Source organism: Streptomyces diversicolor (assembly GCF_057537855.1).
The window spans coordinates 184,177-200,847 of record NZ_BAAJXA010000001.1; the positions used below are offsets into that span (position 1 = coordinate 184,177).

The 16,671-nt window shown below is 74.3% G+C and carries 15 protein-coding genes and 1 tRNA gene; 6 read left to right on the forward strand and 10 right to left on the reverse strand.

Annotated elements, in window-relative coordinates; translation table 11 throughout:
- Positions 1–161 precede the first annotated feature (161 nt).
- Entirely contained in the window at positions 162–1,274 is a 1,113-nt protein-coding gene (locus AC27LF_RS00715; protein ID WP_479658001.1) for a transaldolase family protein, read from the forward strand.
- 800 nt (positions 1,275–2,074) lie between these two features.
- Complete coding sequence (locus AC27LF_RS00720) at positions 2,075–3,889, forward strand: ABC transporter ATP-binding protein (RefSeq protein WP_479658000.1); 1,815 nt, start codon at positions 2,075–2,077, stop codon at positions 3,887–3,889.
- 41 nt (positions 3,890–3,930) lie between these two features.
- On the opposite strand, the gene AC27LF_RS00725 is transcribed toward AC27LF_RS00720, so the two are convergent.
- The 5 genes from AC27LF_RS00725 to AC27LF_RS00745 all read right to left on the reverse strand — a co-directional run bounded on the left by AC27LF_RS00725 (position 3,931) and on the right by AC27LF_RS00745 (position 8,943).
- Positions 3,931–4,458 carry an NUDIX hydrolase family protein gene (locus AC27LF_RS00725; protein ID WP_404029879.1) on the reverse strand — a complete coding sequence of 176 codons (528 nt, stop codon included), beginning with the start codon at positions 4,456–4,458 and terminating at the stop codon, positions 3,931–3,933.
- Between the two features lie 41 nt (positions 4,459–4,499).
- A complete protein-coding gene (locus AC27LF_RS00730) occupies positions 4,500–5,645 on the reverse strand; it encodes an amidohydrolase family protein (RefSeq protein ID WP_479657999.1) in 1,146 nt (381 codons plus the stop codon).
- A gap of 2 nt (positions 5,646–5,647) precedes the next feature.
- Positions 5,648–7,051 (reverse strand): type I glutamate--ammonia ligase, encoded by a 1,404-nt coding sequence (locus tag AC27LF_RS00735; protein ID WP_479657998.1) that lies wholly within the window; start codon positions 7,049–7,051, stop codon positions 5,648–5,650.
- 37 nt (positions 7,052–7,088) lie between these two features.
- Positions 7,089–7,901, reverse strand: a complete 813-nt coding sequence (locus AC27LF_RS00740) for an SAM-dependent methyltransferase (protein ID WP_479657997.1) — start codon at positions 7,899–7,901, stop codon at positions 7,089–7,091.
- Between the two features lie 232 nt (positions 7,902–8,133).
- Positions 8,134–8,943 carry an alpha/beta hydrolase gene (locus AC27LF_RS00745; RefSeq protein ID WP_479657996.1) on the reverse strand — a complete coding sequence of 270 codons (810 nt, stop codon included), beginning with the start codon at positions 8,941–8,943 and terminating at the stop codon, positions 8,134–8,136.
- Positions 8,944–9,073: 130 nt separating this feature from the next.
- Here AC27LF_RS00745 and AC27LF_RS00750 point away from each other — a divergent pair, with 130 nt between their 5' ends.
- The gene (locus AC27LF_RS00750; protein WP_479657995.1) at positions 9,074–10,261 is read left to right on the forward strand and encodes a thiolase family protein; all 1,188 of its coding nucleotides are present in this window, start codon (positions 9,074–9,076) and stop codon (positions 10,259–10,261) included.
- 218 nt (positions 10,262–10,479) lie between these two features.
- Positions 10,480–11,253, forward strand: coding sequence for a sulfite exporter TauE/SafE family protein (locus AC27LF_RS00755; protein WP_479657994.1), 774 nt, complete (start codon positions 10,480–10,482; stop codon positions 11,251–11,253).
- A gap of 74 nt (positions 11,254–11,327) precedes the next feature.
- On the opposite strand, the gene AC27LF_RS00760 is transcribed toward AC27LF_RS00755, so the two are convergent.
- A complete protein-coding gene (locus tag AC27LF_RS00760; protein WP_479657993.1) occupies positions 11,328–12,143 on the reverse strand; it encodes an HAD-IIA family hydrolase in 816 nt (271 codons plus the stop codon).
- A 165-nt stretch (positions 12,144–12,308) separates the two neighbouring features.
- Here AC27LF_RS00760 and AC27LF_RS00765 point away from each other — a divergent pair, with 165 nt between their 5' ends.
- Positions 12,309–13,067, forward strand: coding sequence for a cobalt-precorrin-6A reductase (locus AC27LF_RS00765; protein WP_479657992.1), 759 nt, complete (start codon positions 12,309–12,311; stop codon positions 13,065–13,067).
- 39 nt (positions 13,068–13,106) lie between these two features.
- Here the strand turns inward: AC27LF_RS00765 and cobF are convergent, their stop codons facing one another.
- Both cobF and AC27LF_RS00775 read right to left on the reverse strand, forming a co-directional pair.
- Complete coding sequence (gene cobF / locus AC27LF_RS00770) at positions 13,107–13,880, reverse strand: precorrin-6A synthase (deacetylating) (protein ID WP_479657991.1); 774 nt, start codon at positions 13,878–13,880, stop codon at positions 13,107–13,109.
- Positions 13,881–14,106: 226 nt separating this feature from the next.
- Entirely contained in the window at positions 14,107–14,652 is a 546-nt protein-coding gene (locus AC27LF_RS00775; protein WP_479657990.1) for a DUF309 domain-containing protein, read from the reverse strand.
- A gap of 114 nt (positions 14,653–14,766) precedes the next feature.
- Here AC27LF_RS00775 and AC27LF_RS00780 point away from each other — a divergent pair.
- Positions 14,767–14,840, forward strand: a tRNA-Pro gene (locus AC27LF_RS00780).
- A 355-nt stretch (positions 14,841–15,195) separates the two neighbouring features.
- Here AC27LF_RS00780 and AC27LF_RS00785 read toward each other — a convergent pair.
- Together AC27LF_RS00785 and AC27LF_RS00790 are read right to left on the reverse strand one after the other, a co-directional pair.
- Positions 15,196–16,179 carry a hypothetical protein gene (locus AC27LF_RS00785; RefSeq protein WP_479657989.1) on the reverse strand — a complete coding sequence of 328 codons (984 nt, stop codon included), beginning with the start codon at positions 16,177–16,179 and terminating at the stop codon, positions 15,196–15,198.
- Positions 16,180–16,186: 7 nt separating this feature from the next.
- Complete coding sequence (locus AC27LF_RS00790) at positions 16,187–16,627, reverse strand: peptidase inhibitor family I36 protein (protein ID WP_479657988.1); 441 nt, start codon at positions 16,625–16,627, stop codon at positions 16,187–16,189.
- Positions 16,628–16,671: the final 44 nt, after the last annotated feature.

Sequence of the window (16,671 nt, forward strand, 5' to 3'; positions counted from 1 at the left end):
GGACTTGGGGCCGCGGACCTGACGAAGTGGCGGGCCGCCCCTGCACCGACCGGGCCCGGCCCGCCTAACCTGGCTCCTCACGATCCGCGAGATGTACGGAGCGCCAACGCGAGGCGGCTCCCCGGTGTTCGCGCGGAAGGCAAGAGAAGAAGGGCCACTCGATGAACGCCGGTGACACGACCGGCCGTCACCTCAAGCGGTTGCGCGCCGAGGGGGTCTCCGTCTGGCTGCGGGGGTTCCATCATCCCGATCCGGAGGGCGAGTTGCCCGGCCTCGTGGCGGCCTGGGACCTGGGGGGAGTGACCTGGACGGTCGACGACGTCCTCGCGGGGGGCGGCCGGGCCCGCCTCGCCGAACTCCGCGAGGGCGGGGCCGACCCGGCCCGGGCCTGGCGCCGGCTGTCGGCGGACGCCACCCGCGCCGCCTGCGACGCGCTGCTCCCGCTGTACGAGGCGAGCCGCAGCCGGACGGGGCTTGTCTCGGCCGATCTGCCGCCGGCCGTGCCCGGCCGGTCCGCGGCGCAGGAGGCGCGGGCCCTGTGGTGGGCCGTCGACCGCTCCAATCTGCTGCTGAAGATCCCGGGCACCCCCGGCGCCCTGGAGACGGTCAGCGCCCTGGTCGCCGACGGCATCGGCGTCGACGTCACACCGGTGTTCAGCGCCATGCGGTACGAGCAGGTCTTCGACGCGCTGTGCGCGGGCCTTGAGCAGGCGCGGGGGGCGGGCCGCGCGCTGCACCGCATCTGCTCGGCGGTGTCGCTGCCCATCGCCCCGGTCGACGCCCTGGTGGACCGCCGGCTGCGCGAGCAGGGGCTTGCCGCCGCCCGCTACCCGACGGGCGAGGCGGCCCGCGCCCACGCCCGTGTCGTGTACCACCTGCACGAGCAGGCGATGAGCGCGCCGCGCTGGCAGCGGCTCGCCACGCACGGCGCGCGGCTGCCGCACCTCGTGTGGACGGACCTGGAGCCGGCCGGACCGGTCCGCTACGCCGACCACCTCGTCGCGTGGGGAGTGGTGCACGCCCTCAGCCGTCCCGCGCTCCCCGCCGTCGCCGGTTCCACCCTGATCGGCGACGCCCTGTCAGGCCGCCACATCACCGCGCGCCAGGACCTGGAGGCGCTGTACGCCTTCGGCCTGTCCTACGAGGAACTGGCGAGGGAACTGGAGACGGCGTGGCTGGCCGACCGGGAGGAGCAGGGGCGGGCCCTGTGGCGGGATCCGGCACACGGAACCAACCCCACGACCCCGCCCCCGGCAACCACAAACCCCACCTGAGCCCGACCCCCACCTGGGCCGGACTCCGTCGGGGCCGGACTCCGCCTGGGCCGGGTTCCGCCTTGGCTGGGCCCCGCCTGGACTGGCCGCCGGCTGGGCTGGGCTCTGCCTAAGGCCGGCCCTCACCCGAGACGGCTCCGCCGGGGACGGACTCCGCCCGGGCCGGATTCCGCCTGAGACGGCCCCGCCGGGGACGGATTCCGCCCGAGACGGATTCCGCCCGAGACGGACTCCGCCCGAGACGGGCTCCGCCGGGGGCGGACCTCGCCCGGGCTGGGCTCCGCCTGAGGCCGGGCTCCGCCTGGGCTGGGCTCTGTCTGAGACCGGTCCCCGCCCGGGACGGTCCCGCCGGGGGCGGACCCCGCCTGGGCCGGGTTCCGCCTGAGGCCGGGCTCCGCCTGGGCTGGGCTCTGTCTGAGACCGGTCCCTGCCCGGGACGGTCCCGCCGGGGGCGGACCCCGCCTGGGCTGGGCTCCGCCTGAGGCCGGGCTCCGCCTGGGCTGGGCCCTGTCTGACACCGGTCCCCACCCGAGACGGCCCCGCCGGGGACGGACCTCGCCCGGGCTGGGCCCCGCCGGGGGCGGAACCCGTCGGGGGCGGAACCCGTCGGGGGAGGGCCCCGGCTGGGCTGGGGCCTTGGTTGGGCTCGGGTGGCGGCCGGTTCGGGGCGTTGGGTGGGAAAACGCTTGGACCGGGTGAGGGCGACCGCGGGACACTGCCCGTCCTGTCCGCCCGTACCGCGGGTGGCCGTCGTCGGCCGCGTGCGGACGCGGGCCGCCCTACGACACCACAGGGTTGGGATGCAAACGCCTGAATCGCGTGGGAATCCTCAGCGCAGGGGCTCCGTGCTCCTCGCACTTCGTTACTACGGACGGGAGTTGGCCCGACTGCGACGGCTCACCGCGCCCGCGATGCTGCTGCCGGCGCTGGGCAACATCGGCATCGCCTACATCGCGCCGCTGATCGTCGCCAAGCTCGTCGCCGACCTCGCGCACGACCCCGGAACCGCCGTCGGCTCCGTGCTGCCGTACGTCCTCGGCTTCGCCGGCGTACTGCTGCTCGCCGAAGCGCTGTGGCGGATCGGACTGCACTGCCTCAACCGCGTCGACGCCCTCGGCATCGAGCACCTGTACGTCATCGGCATGGACGAACTGTTCGCCAAGGACGCCGCGTTCTTCCACGACAACTTCGCCGGGTCGCTGACCAAACGGGTGTTGAGCTTCGCCTCCCGCTTCGAGGAGTTCGTCGACACCCTCACCTTCAACGTCGTCGGCAGCTTCGTACCGCTGGCGTTCGGCTCGGTCGTCCTGTGGCGCTACGAACCGCTGCTCGTCGTCGGCCTGTTGACGATGATCGCGCTCACCGCGGTGTGCGTGGTGCCCCTGATCCGCCGCCGCCAGGCCCTCGTCGACGAACGCGAGGAGGCCATCGCCCGGGTGTCCGGGCATGTCGCCGACAGCCTGATGAACATGGACACGGTCCGGGCGTTCGCCGCCGAGGAACGCGAGGCCGCCGAGCACCGCTCCCGCGTCGCCGCCTCCCGCCGGCTCACCCTGCGGTCGTGGGACTACGGCAATCTGCGCATCGACACCCTCGTCGCACCGATGTCCGTGCTCACCAACGCGCTCGGCCTGCTGCTCGCGGTCGCGCTCGGCGGCGCCGAGCACGGCGTGGAGGCCGTCGTCGTCGCCTTCACGTACTACACCAACGCCACCCGGATCATGTTCGAGTTCAACCAGATCTACCGGCGTCTGGAGAGTTCCATGACGGAGGCGGCGCAGTTCACCGAACTGCTGCGGACGTCGCCGACCGTGCTCGACCCCCCGTCGCCGCAGCCGCTGCCGACCCGGCCCGCCGACGTCCGGTTCGAGCGGGTGAGCTTCGCCCACGCGGGCGCCGAGCCGCTGTTCCAGGGCCTCGACCTGACCGTGCCCAGCGGAACGAAGGTCGGGCTCGTCGGCCGGTCCGGCGGCGGCAAGACCACGCTCACCCGGCTGCTGCTGCGGATGACGGACATCGACTCCGGCCGGATCCTGATCGGCGGCCGGGAGATCAACCGGCTGCGCCAGGCGGACCTGCGCGGCCTGATCGCCTATGTGCCGCAGGACCCGGCCATGTTCCACCGTTCGTTGCGGGACAACATCGCGTTCGCCCGGCCTGACGCCACCGACGCCGAGATCCGCCGCGCCGCCGAGGCGGCGCACGTCACGGAGTTCGCCGACGCGCTGCCCGACGGCTTCGAGACCATGGTGGGCGAGCGCGGCGTCAAGCTGTCCGGCGGTCAGCGCCAGCGGGTCGCCCTCGCCCGGGCGATCCTGCGCGACGCGCCGGTCCTGCTGCTGGACGAGGCGACCAGCGCCCTCGACTCGGAGAGCGAGATCCTGGTCCAGGAGGCGCTGTGGCGGCTCATGGAAGGGCGGACGGCGCTGGTGGTGGCGCACCGGCTGAGCACGGTCGCCTCCATGGACCGGCTGGTCGTGCTCGACCGCGGGCGGATCGTCGAGCAGGGCACCCACCGGGAACTGCTCACCGCGGACGGCGCGTACGCCAAGCTGTGGCAGCACCAGTCGGGCGGCTTCCTCGACGCCGTCCCGCCCCAGGCAGGGCCGCGCTGAGGACCGCCTGAACTACTGGACGAACCGGGGACCGCGGCGGGTCAGAACACCTGGCCGACGTGGGCGAGTGCCTGCTTCAGCAGCGCCCCGTGCCCGCCGGGCATCTCGCTCAGCACCGCCTCGGACGCGGCCTCCCGCGGCGTGAACCACACCAGGTCCAGCGCGTCCTGCCGGGGGCGGCAGTCCCCGGTCACCGGGACGACGTAGGCGAGGGACACCGCGTGCTGCCGTGGATCGTGGTACGCGGTGATCCCCGCCGTCGGGAAGTACTCGGCGACCGTGAACGGTTGCAGCGAGGCCGGCACCCGCGGCAGTGCCACCGGCCCGAGGTCCTTCTCCAGATGGCGCAGCAGTGCGTCGCGCACCCGTTCGTGGTGCAGCACCCGGCCGGAGACCAGGGTCCTGCTGACCGTGCCGTCCGGCCCGATGCGCAGCAGCAGACCGACACTGGTGACTTCGCCGCTGTCGTCCACGCGCACGGGCACGGCCTCGACGTACAGGATCGGCATGCGGGCGCGCGCCATCTCCAGCTCGTCGCTGGTCAGCCAGCCCGGCGTGGTTTCGGTCATGTCAGACATTGCTTGATCATACTTTCCGGTGCGGTGCGCGCTCAGTCGCGAGCGGGGTCGGATGCGGGCAGTCGGTACAGGCGGCGGGCGTTGTCCCGGCCCGTCCAGGCGGCGATCCGCAGGGCGTCGGGCAGGCTCAGCTCGTCCGCGTCCACCCGGTCCTGGAGCAGCGCGGCGAGCCCCTGCCGGAAGCACAGCGCGCCGAGGTGGTGGAACTCGGCCAAAGCGTACGCGTCGGAGCTGTACAGCAGTTTGCGGAACGGGGTGATCTCCAGCGCCTCCTCCAGGATCGCCCGGGCCCTGGCCGGTCCCGCGTGGTGCAGGGCCAGCCCGACGTCCAGGTACACCTGCTCGAACACCGCCGCCAGATAGGCGGCGTTGCGCTGGTAGGGCCAGCAGTGCAGCAGCAGCACGGGCACCGTGCCCCGGATCAGCCGCAGCCAGTCCGTCAGCAGGGCGGGGTCGGCCCGGTGCAGCCGCAGGTCGGCGTCCCCGAACCCGGTGTGCAGCTGAAGCGGCAGCCCCAGGTCGACGGCGGTCCACAGCAGATGGCGTACCAGCACCGGGTCGGCCAGCCGGCCGCCCGCCGCGAGCCGGCGCCGGGCCGCCGCGGTCACCTCCGCGTCCGTCGGCCGGGCCGGATCCAGGGCGAAGCCGGTGCGGTAGGCGGCCACCGACTTCACCGCGACCACGCCGGGCCGGCGCACCGCCCGCTCGGCCGCGGCGCGGAACACGCGCGCGTACTCGCCCGGTTCGACCCCGTCACGGGCCACCGTCTCGGCGACTGTCTCCAGCCGCACCACCTCGTACGCCGTCGCGCCCGCCGCCGCGGCCAGCTCGGCGGGCGTGGTGAGGGGACGCGGGGCGTACCCGGTGTCGACGCAGAACGCCCCGGCCGCCGCCGCGGACAGCAGGCGCCGGTTGACCTCCGCCCAGCCCAGGGCGGTGCGCCGGGCCAGATAGTCGGCGGCGCTCGCGTGCCGGGGCAGGTCGAGCAGGGGCGCGCAGTGCCGGCGCACGGCCACACCGACCGGCGTGTCGAACGGGGAGATCCCGCTGCCGGGCCGGGCCTCGCCCTCGGTGAGCAGCGACGCGAACTCGGCCGGGGCGAGCTGGGCGGTGACCGCGCCGTGGCAGTGGTGGTCCACCAACGGCAGTGCGGCGAGCGCTTCCTGGAGTGCGCCCATGGTCAGTACCGCCAGCGGTAGGCCGCCGCCACCCGCGCGTCGTCGAGGCCGTCGACGGCCCGGGCCTCGCCGAGGCGGACCGCGCTCACCGCGTCGGCCAGGACCGGCCCCAGCGCGGCGCGCAGCACCGGATCGGCACGGAACGCCTCGACCGCCGCCGTGAGCGTGGTCGGCAGCCGGCGCACGCCCCGCGCTGCCGCCTCGTCGGCGTCGAACCGGGCCGGGTCCCCGGTGATCTCCTCGGGCAGCGGGGCCGCGCCGGCGAGACCGTCGAGACCGGCGGCGATGACACAGCCGAGCGCGAGATACGGGTTGGCGGCCAGGTCGACCGGTTTCACCTCCAGATTGGCCTCCCGCTCCCGGCGGCCCGCCATGCCGGTGACGACCCGCAGCGCCGCCTCCCGGGTCTCCCGGCCCCAGCAGGTGAACACGCCCGCCCACTGGGAGGGTCGCAGCCGCAGATAGCTGGCCGGGCTGGGCGCGGTCACCGCGGCCAGCGCGGGCAGCCGGGCGAGCACCCCGGCCGTGAACGACTCCGCGGCGGCCGTCATGCCGTACCGGCCCGTGCCACCCGCGTGCAGGTTCGCCCCGCCGCGCCAGCAGGACAGATGCAGATGCCCGCCGTTGCCGACGCCGGTGGCGAGCACGGCCGGGGCGAACGACACCCGCAGTCCGTGCCGCCGCGCCACCGCCCGGACGGTCTGCCGCACGAGCACGCTGCGGTCGGCCGCCGCCACCGGGTCGAGCGCGCCCACCGACACCTCGAACTGCCCGGCCGCGTACTCCGGGTGGACCTGGTCGACGGCCACGCCCTGCGCGGCGAGCGCGGCGAGCAGATCGGCGGTGCAGTCGCTCAGCTCGACCTGCCGGGTGGCGCTGTAGGCCGGGCCGGACACCGCCGGGACGAACGCACCATCGGGCGCCGTGTCCAGGCCGACGGTCCACTCGATCTCGACGGCCGCCCGGACGGTGATGCCGAGCCGGGCCTCGGCGTCCGCGACGACCCGGCGCAGAAAGGTGCGGCCGCACCCGGGGTGCGGCTCGCCCTCCTGTGTGATCCGGTCCACCGGTGCCCAGGCCCAGCCGGGCTGGCCGGCCAGCTCCACCAGCTGGTCCAGGTCCGGGTACAGCCGCAGATCGCCGTCGGGGGAGCCGAGGACGTCCGTGGTGACGTTCGAGTCGTCGGCCAGGAACGTGTCGAAGACCGGTGACATGCCGACGCCCCAGGCCGCCGCGTCGGCGAGCCGGGCCGTCGGGACCGTCTTGACCCGGCCCACGCCCGCCGTGTCGACGTAGGCCAGCACGATCCCGTGAACGCCCCGGCCGGTCAGCTCGGCGGCGCGGGCCACGGCCCGCTCCACGTCACCGGGGCGCCCTCCGGGCACGGGGTCGGCCAGCGTGGTCATACGTCCTCCATGACGGGCTCGGCACTCCGGTCGGGGGTCAGGGTTTCACGGCCACCGCGCCGAACTGGGGCACCACCGCGGGGGAGTCGGGTCCGGCGCGCCACTGCGAGCACGGCACCAGGCCCGGTTCGAGCAGGTCGAGTCCGTCGAGGAAGGCGGCTACCTCGTCCTTCGTGCGGGCGATGATGGGCGGCGTGGCGTTCTCGTTCCAGAACTCCATGGCGGCCACATTGCCCGCGCCGCCGAACTCGGCGTCGAACGTGGGGTGGGTCAGCGCCAGGAAGCTGCCGGCGGGCGCCGCCGCCATGACCTGGCGCACGATGTCCCGCGCCGTGTCCGTGTCGAGCACGAAGTTCAGGATGCCCAGCATCATCACCGCGACCGGCCGCGACAGGTCCAGGGTCTCGGCGGCCCGCCGCAGGATCGCCTCCGGGTCGTGCACATCGGCGTCGATGTAGTCGGTGACGCCCTCGGCGCTGCTGGTGAGCAGGGTGCGGGCGTGCGCCAGCACGATCGGGTCGTTGTCGACGTACACGATCCGTGACGCGGGCGCGATCCGCTGCGCTATCTCATGGGTGTTGTTCACGGTCGGCAGCCCGGTGCCGATGTCGAGGAACTGCCGCACCCCGCGCTCCTCGGCCAGGAACCGGACCGCCCGCCCCAGGAACTCCCGGTCCGCGCGCGCGACCGCCCGGATCACCGGGAACAGCCCGGCGACATGCTCGCCGACCTGCTGGTCGACCTCGTAGTTGTCCTTGCCGCCGATCCAGTAGTTCCAGACCCGCGCGTTGTGGGCCACGGAGGTGTTCAGCCTCACCGGCCCGTCCGCAGGGGGGTGCCCCTCGCTCACGTCACTGCCCTTCTCGTCCGGGGTGGCCCGCCCCTCTCGTCCGGGGCGGCCCGCCGACATTCTGCCGCCCCATGATCGGGACTGTCCCGGGAACAGCGCAGCGGACGGCCCCCGGGGGACACCGGGTCCGGTACGCGGGGCGGCGGGCGCTCGCCGAGTCCGCCGTGCGGCGCGGGCGTTCGGGCCCCGGACGGTTCCCGGTACGGCTCAGGCCGGCGGCACGGGGTACGGCTCAGGTGGGCAGCACGGTGTCCAGGAAGCGGAGCAGGTCCGTGAAGACCTCGGCCCGGTTCGTCTCGTTGAAGACCTCGTGCCGGGCCCCGGCGTAGATCCGCTCGACCGCCGTGCCGCCGCTCAGCCGTGCCACGCCTGGCCGGCTGCCGGCCGGCGGGACCAGCCGGTCCTCGGCGCCGTGCAGCCACAGCACGGGGAGTCGGCCGACGGCGCCGCCCGCGGCCACGGCATCCAGGGTGCGCGCGAACGCCCGCAGCGTCGGCCGCTTCATCGGGCCGTGCCACACCAGCGGATCGGCGGCGTACGCGGCACCCACGGCCGGATCGCGGGACAGCGCCGCCGGGCTGACCGGGGTGTCCGGGATCTCGTCGCGGGCCAGCAGCAGCCCGGGCAGCTCCCAGTCGCCGATCACCGGTCCGGACAGCACGAGCGCGGCGGCCTCGCCGGGGTGCCGCTGCGCGTGGCGTGCGGCGATCAGACCGCCCATGGAGTGGCCGAGCACGACCAGCGGCAGCCCGGGGTGCGCGGCGCGGGCGAGGTCCGCCACGGCGTGCAGATCGGTGACCACGTCCTCGAAGTCCTCGATCAGCACGCGCTCGCCCGCCGATCTGCCGTGGCCCAGATGGTCGGGCCCGTACACGGCCGCGCCGTGCCCGGACAGGACGTCGGCGAGGTGTTCGTAGCGGCCGGTGTGCTCGCCGTAACCGTGCGCCAGCAGGACGAGGCGGCGCGGCGCCGGGTGCGGCCACTCGCGTGCGCTGAGCGCGCCCCGGACGCCGGTCAGGACATGCTCGCGGGCGTGGGCCATGGGACCTCCGGGTGCCTCGGCGCGGGTACGGGTAGATCTTCCCAGCGGTCCGGGCGACGGGCTAGAGTCTGAAACTAGCAGTGCTCGTTAAGTCCGCTGGTCACCAGCGCCGACGGTCAGGAGCCCAGCCGTGCGCCCCGTCCATTTCGCGGCCGCCCGCCGCACCCCCATCGGCAGGCTGCGCGGAGCCCTGTCCTCGGTGCGGCCCGACGACCTCGCGGCGGCCGTCATCCGCCGACTGGTCGCCGACGTGCCCGCGCTCGACCCGGCCCGGATCGACGACGTCTACTGGGGCGCCGCCAACCAGGCAGGCGAGGACAACCGCAACGTCGCCCGGATGGCCGCCCTGCTCGCGGGCCTGCCCGAGACCGTGCCCGGCGCCACCGTCAACCGGCTGTGCGCCTCCGGCCTGGAGGCGGTCACCGCCGCCGCCCGCACCGTCGCGGCCGGCGAGGCCGACATCGTGCTGGCGGGCGGCTCCGAGTCGATGAGCCGCGCCCCCTTCGTGCTGCCCCGCCCCGACGAGGCGCTGCCGCACCGGATCGAGACCGCCGACACCCGGCTCGGCTGGCGCCTGGTCAACCCGGCCATGCGTGAGCTGCACGGGCTGCTGTCCATGGGCGAGACCGCCGAGCAGGTCGCCGAACGGTACGGCATCCCGCGCGAGCGCCAGGACGAGTTCGCGCTGCGCAGCCACCAACGGGCCGCGGCGGCCCGCAAGATGGGCCACTTCGACGACGAACTGCTGCCCGTCGAGCGCCCGGACGGCATCCTCGTCGAGGACGACGAGGGCATCCGCGAGGACACGTCGCCGGAGAAACTGGCCCGGCTGAGGCCGGTCTTCCGCGAGGACGGCACGGTCACCGCGGGCAACGCCTCGCCGATGAACGACGGCGCCGCCGGACTGCTGCTGGTCAGCGAGGAGGCCCTGAACGAGCTGGGGCTCGTGTCCCTCGGCCGGTACACGGCAGGCGCCAGTGCCGGCGTCCACCCCGATGTGATGGGCATCGGTCCTGTGCCCGCCACCCGCAAGGCGCTGGCCCGGGCCGGCTGGCGGATCGGCGACATCCAGGAGGCCGAGGTCAACGAGGCGTTCGCCGCCCAGGCGCTCGCCTGCGTCGACCTGCTCGGCATCGACCACGAGCTGGTCAACCCGTACGGCGGGGCGATCGCCCTCGGCCACCCCCTCGGCTGCTCGGGCGCCCGTATCCTCACCACCCTGCTGCACCGCATGCGCCGCACGGGTGCCCGGCGGGGGCTCGCGACCATGTGTGTGGGGGTGGGACAGGGCAGCGCGGTGCTCGTCGAGCGGCCCTGAGCACTCCGCCCGGACCCGCCTGGGCACACCGTGCGGCTGGGCACACCGTGCGGCCGGGCGTGCGGTGTCGTTGGACATGCGGTGCCGTCGGACGCGCCGTGCCGTGCCGCGCCGTCGGCCGGCCCCCTCGGCGCCGTGACCGGTCGGATGCCTCCCGCGGCCCCACGGGAACGCTTCCTTACGCGCCCCGAATGCGTGGGCATAGCATCGGTGCCCGCATGAACACGATGACGCTCTGGCACATATCAGGCGGGGAGTTCGCCGCGCTGGCCTTCGCGGCGCTCCTGGTCGGCTTCTCCAAGACCGCGGTGAGCGGGGCCAACACGGTCAGCCTCGCCGTCTTCGCGGCGGTGCTGCCCGCCCGCGCCTCCACCGGCGTACTGCTCCCGGTGCTGATCGCGGGCGATCTGCTCGCCGTCGCCACCTACCGGCGGCACGCCCACTGGCCCACGCTGTGGCGGCTGTTCCCCGCCGTCGCGGCCGGTGTGGTCGTCGGCACGCTGTTCCTGATGTGGGCCGACGACGGGATCGTACGGACCTCGATCGGCGCGATCCTGCTGCTGATGGCCGCCGTCACGCTCTGGCGGCGGCGCCGGTCAGGCACCGAGGAGACGCCCGAACCGGACACCGGCCGGGCGGGCCGCGTCAAGGCCCGCTCGTACGGCGTGCTCGGCGGCTTCACCACCATGGTCGCCAACGCGGGCGGCCCGGTGATGTCGATGTACCTGCTGTCCGCGGGCTTCCGAAAGCTGGGCTTCCTGGGTACGTCGGCGTTCTTCTTCCTGATCGTGAACGTGTCCAAGGTCCCCTTCAGCGTCGGCCTCGGACTGATCGACGGCCACTCGCTGCTCCTCGACGCCGCGCTCGTCGTGTTCGTCGTGCCCGGCGCGTTCCTCGGTACCTGGGCCGTGGGCCGGATCAACCAGCGGCTGTTCGAGCGCCTGGTGATCGCGGCGACGGTCGTGGGCGGCGTACAACTGCTGCTGCGCTGACACCGACCGCTGTCCGCGCGGTCCGAGAAACGCGGGCGGGTCCGCCAACGAGTCCGGCAAGCCGACGCCGACCGTCAACCGCCCAGTCCGAGGAGCGCGGGCAGGTCGGCGAACGAGTCCAGCACATGGTCCGGGGTGCCGCTCGCCGCGGCGAGCGCCTCGGGCTGGTACTTGCCCGTGCGGACCAGCACCCCGCCGATCCCGGCCCGCTGCGCCGCCAGCACATCCGACTCGATGTCGTCGCCCACCATCAGCGCCCGGTCCGCGCCCACCCCGAGCCGGGCCAGCGCCGCCGCGAAGAACGCCGGCGACGGCTTGCCGGTCACCACCGCCTCGGTGCGCGCCGCCCGCTCCAGGCCCAGCAGGAAGGCGCCGGTGTCCAACTGCAGACCGCGGTCCGTGCGCCAGAACAGATTGCGGTGCATCGCCACAAGCCGCGCGCCCCGCTGGAGATGCCCGAAGACCCGGTTGAGCGCCGCGTAGCCGAACTCAGGTCCTGCGCCGCCCACGACCACCACGTCCGGGTCGGTGTTGTCGTCGTAGTCGTCGTTTTCGTCGACGAGCCGCACGCCCTCCAGGTCCTCCCGGACGTCCCCGCTGTTCAGCAGGGCGCAGCGGGCGCCCGGGAAGTGCTCGGCGAGATGCCTCGCGGTGACGGCGGGCGCGGTGAGCACGTCCTCGGCGCCCACCGCGAAACCGGCCTCGTCCAGGGCCTCGGCGATCGACGCCCGCGTCCGGGACGTCGTGTTGGTGACCAGGGCGACGCCGAGCCCGGCCGCGCGGATCTCCCGCAGCGCCGCCACCGCGCCGGGCAGGGCCCGCCACGAGACGGTGAGCACCCCGTCGATGTCGATCAGCACGGCACGCACGGACGTCGAACGGCTCTCCATACCGGCCAGGTACCCCGACCACCGCACCCCGACCACACCACCGGCCTGGACGCCCGCACGGCACGCCCGGATGCCGGTGCCGTACGCGGATGCCCGGACCGGACGCCCCGACGTCCGCGGGCCGCACCCGGACGGCGGCGGTCCGGGACCCCGTACGCTCACCGCATGTCCCCGCACGTCCTGATCCTCGGCGGCACCGCCGAGGCACGCCTGCTCGCCGCCGAACTCGCGTCCGTCCCCGGTGTCCGGGTCACCGTGTCACTGGCCGGGCGGGTGACCCGGCCGGCTCCGGCGGCCGGGGACGTCCGCACCGGAGGGTTCGGCGGGGCCGAGGGGCTGGCCGCGTGGCTCGCCGAGCGGCGGGTGACCGCCGTCGTCGACGCCACGCACCCCTTCGCGGCCCGGATCACCGCCCATGCGGCGCGGGCCACGGCGGCGACCGGGGTGCCGCTGGTGGTGCTGCGCCGCCCGGGCTGGCGGCCCGGCGACGGCGACCGCTGGCACCCGGTGGCCTCCCTGGCCGCCGCCGCGGACGCGCTGCCCGGCCTCGGCCGGCGCGCCTTCGTGACCACCGGCCGGCTCGGTCTCGCCGCGTTCGCCCACCTCGCCGGCGTACACCTCGTCGTACGGTCCGTGGAGCCGCCCGAGCCGCCGCTGCCGCCGCACGCCGACGTCCTCCTCGCCCGGGGCCCGTTCACGGTGGCCGACGAGACGGCGCTGCTGCGCCGGCACCGGATCGACGTCCTGGTCACCAAGGACAGCGGGGGAGCGGCCACGGCCGCCAAGCTGACGGCCGCCCGCACGCTCGGCCTGCCCGTGGTCGTCGTCCGCAGGCCGCCACTGCCGGCCGCAGTGACCGCGGTGCCCGACGTCGCGGCCGTACTGGAACGACTGGGCCACATCCCGCCACGCCCGACGCCCTGAGCCGGCCGCCGCACCCGACCCCGCGGTACGGGGCCGTCGTCACCGCTCGTGCGGACGGCGGCGCAGCAGATACGTGTCCATGATCCAGCCCTTGCGGGCACGGGCCTCGGCGCGCAGCCGCTCGATGCGCGGACCGGCCTGCGCGATCGGACCGGAGTCCAGGATCTCGTCCGGGGTGCCCAGGTAGGCGCCCCAGTAGATGTCGATGTCCTCGCCGGCGTACCGCCGGAACGCCTGCTGGGCGTCGAGCATCACCACCACGTCGTCCACGCCCTCGGGGAAGCCCTCGGCCAGCCGCCGCCCGGTGGTGATCTGCACGGGCCGGGCCACCCGGTTCAGGCCGGTGCGGTGCCGGGCGACGAGCGCCGAGACACTGCTGATGCCCGGCACGACCTCATGGGCGAAGGCCACGGCGCCCCGGGCCAGCACCTCCTCCAGGATGCCCAGCGTGCTGTCGTACAGCGCGGGATCCCCCCACACCAGGAACGCCCCGGTCTCGTCCTCGCCCAACTCCTCGGCGATCAGCCGCTCGTAGACGTCGGCACGGGCGCTGCGCCAGGCGTCGACGGCCGGCGGGTACGCCGCGCCGCCCGCGCCCCGGTCCCGCTCCGGGTCGCGCGCCTGAACCAGCCGGTACCTCCCCGGCGGCAGGTGCGCGTCCAGCATCTCCCGGCGCACCCGGGCCAGATCGCTCTTCACCTCGCCCTTGTCGAGGAGGAAGAACACGTCCGTGCCGCGCAGCGCCCGGACCGCCTGGAGGGTCAGCTGCTCCGGGTCGCCCGCGCCGATACCGATGACAAGAATCCTTCGCACGCCCCGAGTCTGCCCCATGCCCCTGACCGCGCCCGCACCCCGTCCCACCGGGCGCTGAGCGCTCCGCTGGACATGCCGCGCTGTGCCGTCGGTCGGCTGCGGCGCCGTCGTGGCCGGTCGCGCCCCACGTTCTCGGCCTCGCTCGAACAGGGGGACCCCATCGCGGCGCAGCCGCCTGTCCATACAGCCCCGCACCCCTTTGGGCGCTGTCGAACCGCACCGGACTTCACCGGACCTGCTCGGGACGGCTGCCGCCGCGCAGCCGAGGAGCCCGCGCGGCGGCGTCGACGGGCTTCTCCGTCCGCTCCACCGCGCCCGCCAGTTCACGCGCCCAGGCCCCGAGCCCGGCGACGTCCAGCCCGTACGGCCGCTGCCGCCCGCTGTGCGCCGCCCACTCCTCGACCGCGCCCGCGCCCCGCCGCAGCAGCCGCGGCCCGCCGGTGACATTGCCCCGGGCCGCATGGGTGAGCCCCACCGCCAGCTGGGCCAGACCCCGCCACAGCGTGCGCTCGTCCTCGGGCCCGGACTTCCAGGCGTCCTCGAAGACCTCGTGCGCATGGAAGGGCCTGCCCGCGTCCAGCAGTTCCTGCGCCTCGGCGAGGGTCCGCGACGGCGTGCGCACGACCCCTTCGGGCTGACGCGCCACGCCGTCCGCGCCGTACGGCAGGGGCCGCCCAAGACCGTCCCGGGGCCGTGCGTTGCGGGCCCGGCCCGCGCTGTCCCGGTCCCGGGTGCCGGCCGGCCCTTGCGATGATGCGCCCGTGCTTCCCATACGACGATTGTCCCCCACCGGTCCGGCCGCACCCGGCGCCGCTTTCGGCACGGCCCGGTGCTTGGGGTAAAGTGCTCCTCGCGCGCTCGCACGGGCCACCACCCACGAGCGCACCGGGACGTGGCGCAGCTTGGTAGCGCACTTGACTGGGGGTCAAGGGGTCGCAGGTTCAAATCCTGTCGTCCCGACTGGAGACAGTCGCAGGTCAGGGGCGGTTTCGGAGGAATCCGAAGCCGCCCCTCGATCGTTTTCGGGGACCAGGTGGGCACCGGTGCTCCTTGACCGGTGCCAGCGAGTCATGACGATCGCGCTCGGCGAAGAGCGTGGGGCGCGCAGCGCGCTCAAGCGTGCGCAGAGGGCGGCCTTGGCGGCCGTGATCCTGTGCACGTCGGGGTGCGGACGGCGCTGGGTGGCGATCAGCGACCCGTGGCCGTCGCGCGACGTGCTCGATGAGCGGCCCGGCCGACGGATCGCCAGGCACAGCGCGGTCTCGCCTCGCACGCGGCGAGCCCTGCGCGCGCCCACTTGATGATCCTTCGTGTCTCACCCTTCCCTCTCCGGCGGCACCCCGTCGTGAGGTCCCGGTGCGGGGCGACTGAGGAGTTCAGCCAGCACGGCAGCGGCTCGACGCACCGCCGCAGCACGGTGGGACGCCAGTTCCTCAAGGGATCTGTGGTCGGCTGCGGAAAGTGAGGCCACCAGAGTCCGCCGCGCGGCCAGGGCGGTTGACGGCAGATGGACCTGGGCAGCGCATTCGCCGTCGGCTACTGCCACTGCTCTTTCCTGTCGGCGGACGGCTGCTGTGGCGCCGTTGCGCTGATATCGCTCCCGCAGCGCGCTTTGCGCGGCCGAGGGCGTGTCGTACCGGTAACCGCGGCTGGTCATGCACCTCCGCCAGGCGGCGAGCGCCGCACGATATGCGGGCGCCTGTGCCACCTGCCCGGCCAGCCGGTTGTCGTACTGGTCCGGGGTGTAGACGATGCGCGCCCACAGGGCAAGACTGCCGGCCACGGCCCGACGCCCGTCCGCTTCGCACCCCTGTCCCGGCATGCCCACGGTCTGCCGCCCGCCGACACCCAGGGTGACCCGGTCCGTTTTCTGGCCGAACAGGACTATGTCGTAACGTCGTTGCTCCCGCGGGGGCAGCCGCTCGTAGTACCGCTCCTGCGCCTGCCGCGGCGGCGAGCCGTCCCGGTCCGGTCCCAGGCCGTATCCGTGATCGCGGCGGCCTGGCAGGTCGATCGCCGCGGTCTCGTCCTCCGGCGCGGGCAGGGGCGGCGGATCCCCGTCAGGGACATCGAATCCATGTGCGTCGAGGCACCGCTGCACCAGTCGGCTGACCGCCGTTTCAAGGAGGTGCTGGGAGGCCGGCCACGCGCCCGATCGGGTCGCCAGGTCGGTGACCGATACGCGGGGCGAGGCCGGTGCGGTGCCATCCGGGTGCCGGGCCGGCCGCGCGGAGACGCAGCCGGCCAGACCCAGGGCCAGGATCAGTGTCAGACACCGGCCCCCACGTGCGATTCTCACCGTCGGCCTACCTCGGTGTGCACCAGTGCAGCGAGCTCACCGAGTCATTGAACGACGGGTCCCCGTATCCGGCCGGTGGTCCGGAACGCGACCCGAAGTCCACGATGTAGTCCCCCCGGGACAGACTGTGGTAACTCCCGCGGTAGTTGATGCTCGTCCACAGGTACACGGTGCACTGGCGACCGTCGTTGTAGGCCGAACTCGCACAGTCGTTGAACCCCGCGTGAGTGCACCCCGCGGGCCGGCTCAACCGGGTGAAGTCGGCGTAGTCGTCCTTGAAGTAGTACGCCGATCCGCGGAAGTTCGCGTGGGGCCACAGGCAGGTTCGCCCCGACTGACAGGAGGGTGCCGCCAGTTGACCGGCCGAGGACGCCGTGCCGGCGGCGGGTCCTGGACCGGCCACGGCGGCCGTGGTGCCGGCGAAGAGCAGGGCGGACACCAGGGCCATGGCACCGGTTCCCCAGCGAGCGAGGCGCAGCTTCGTCTGTCTGC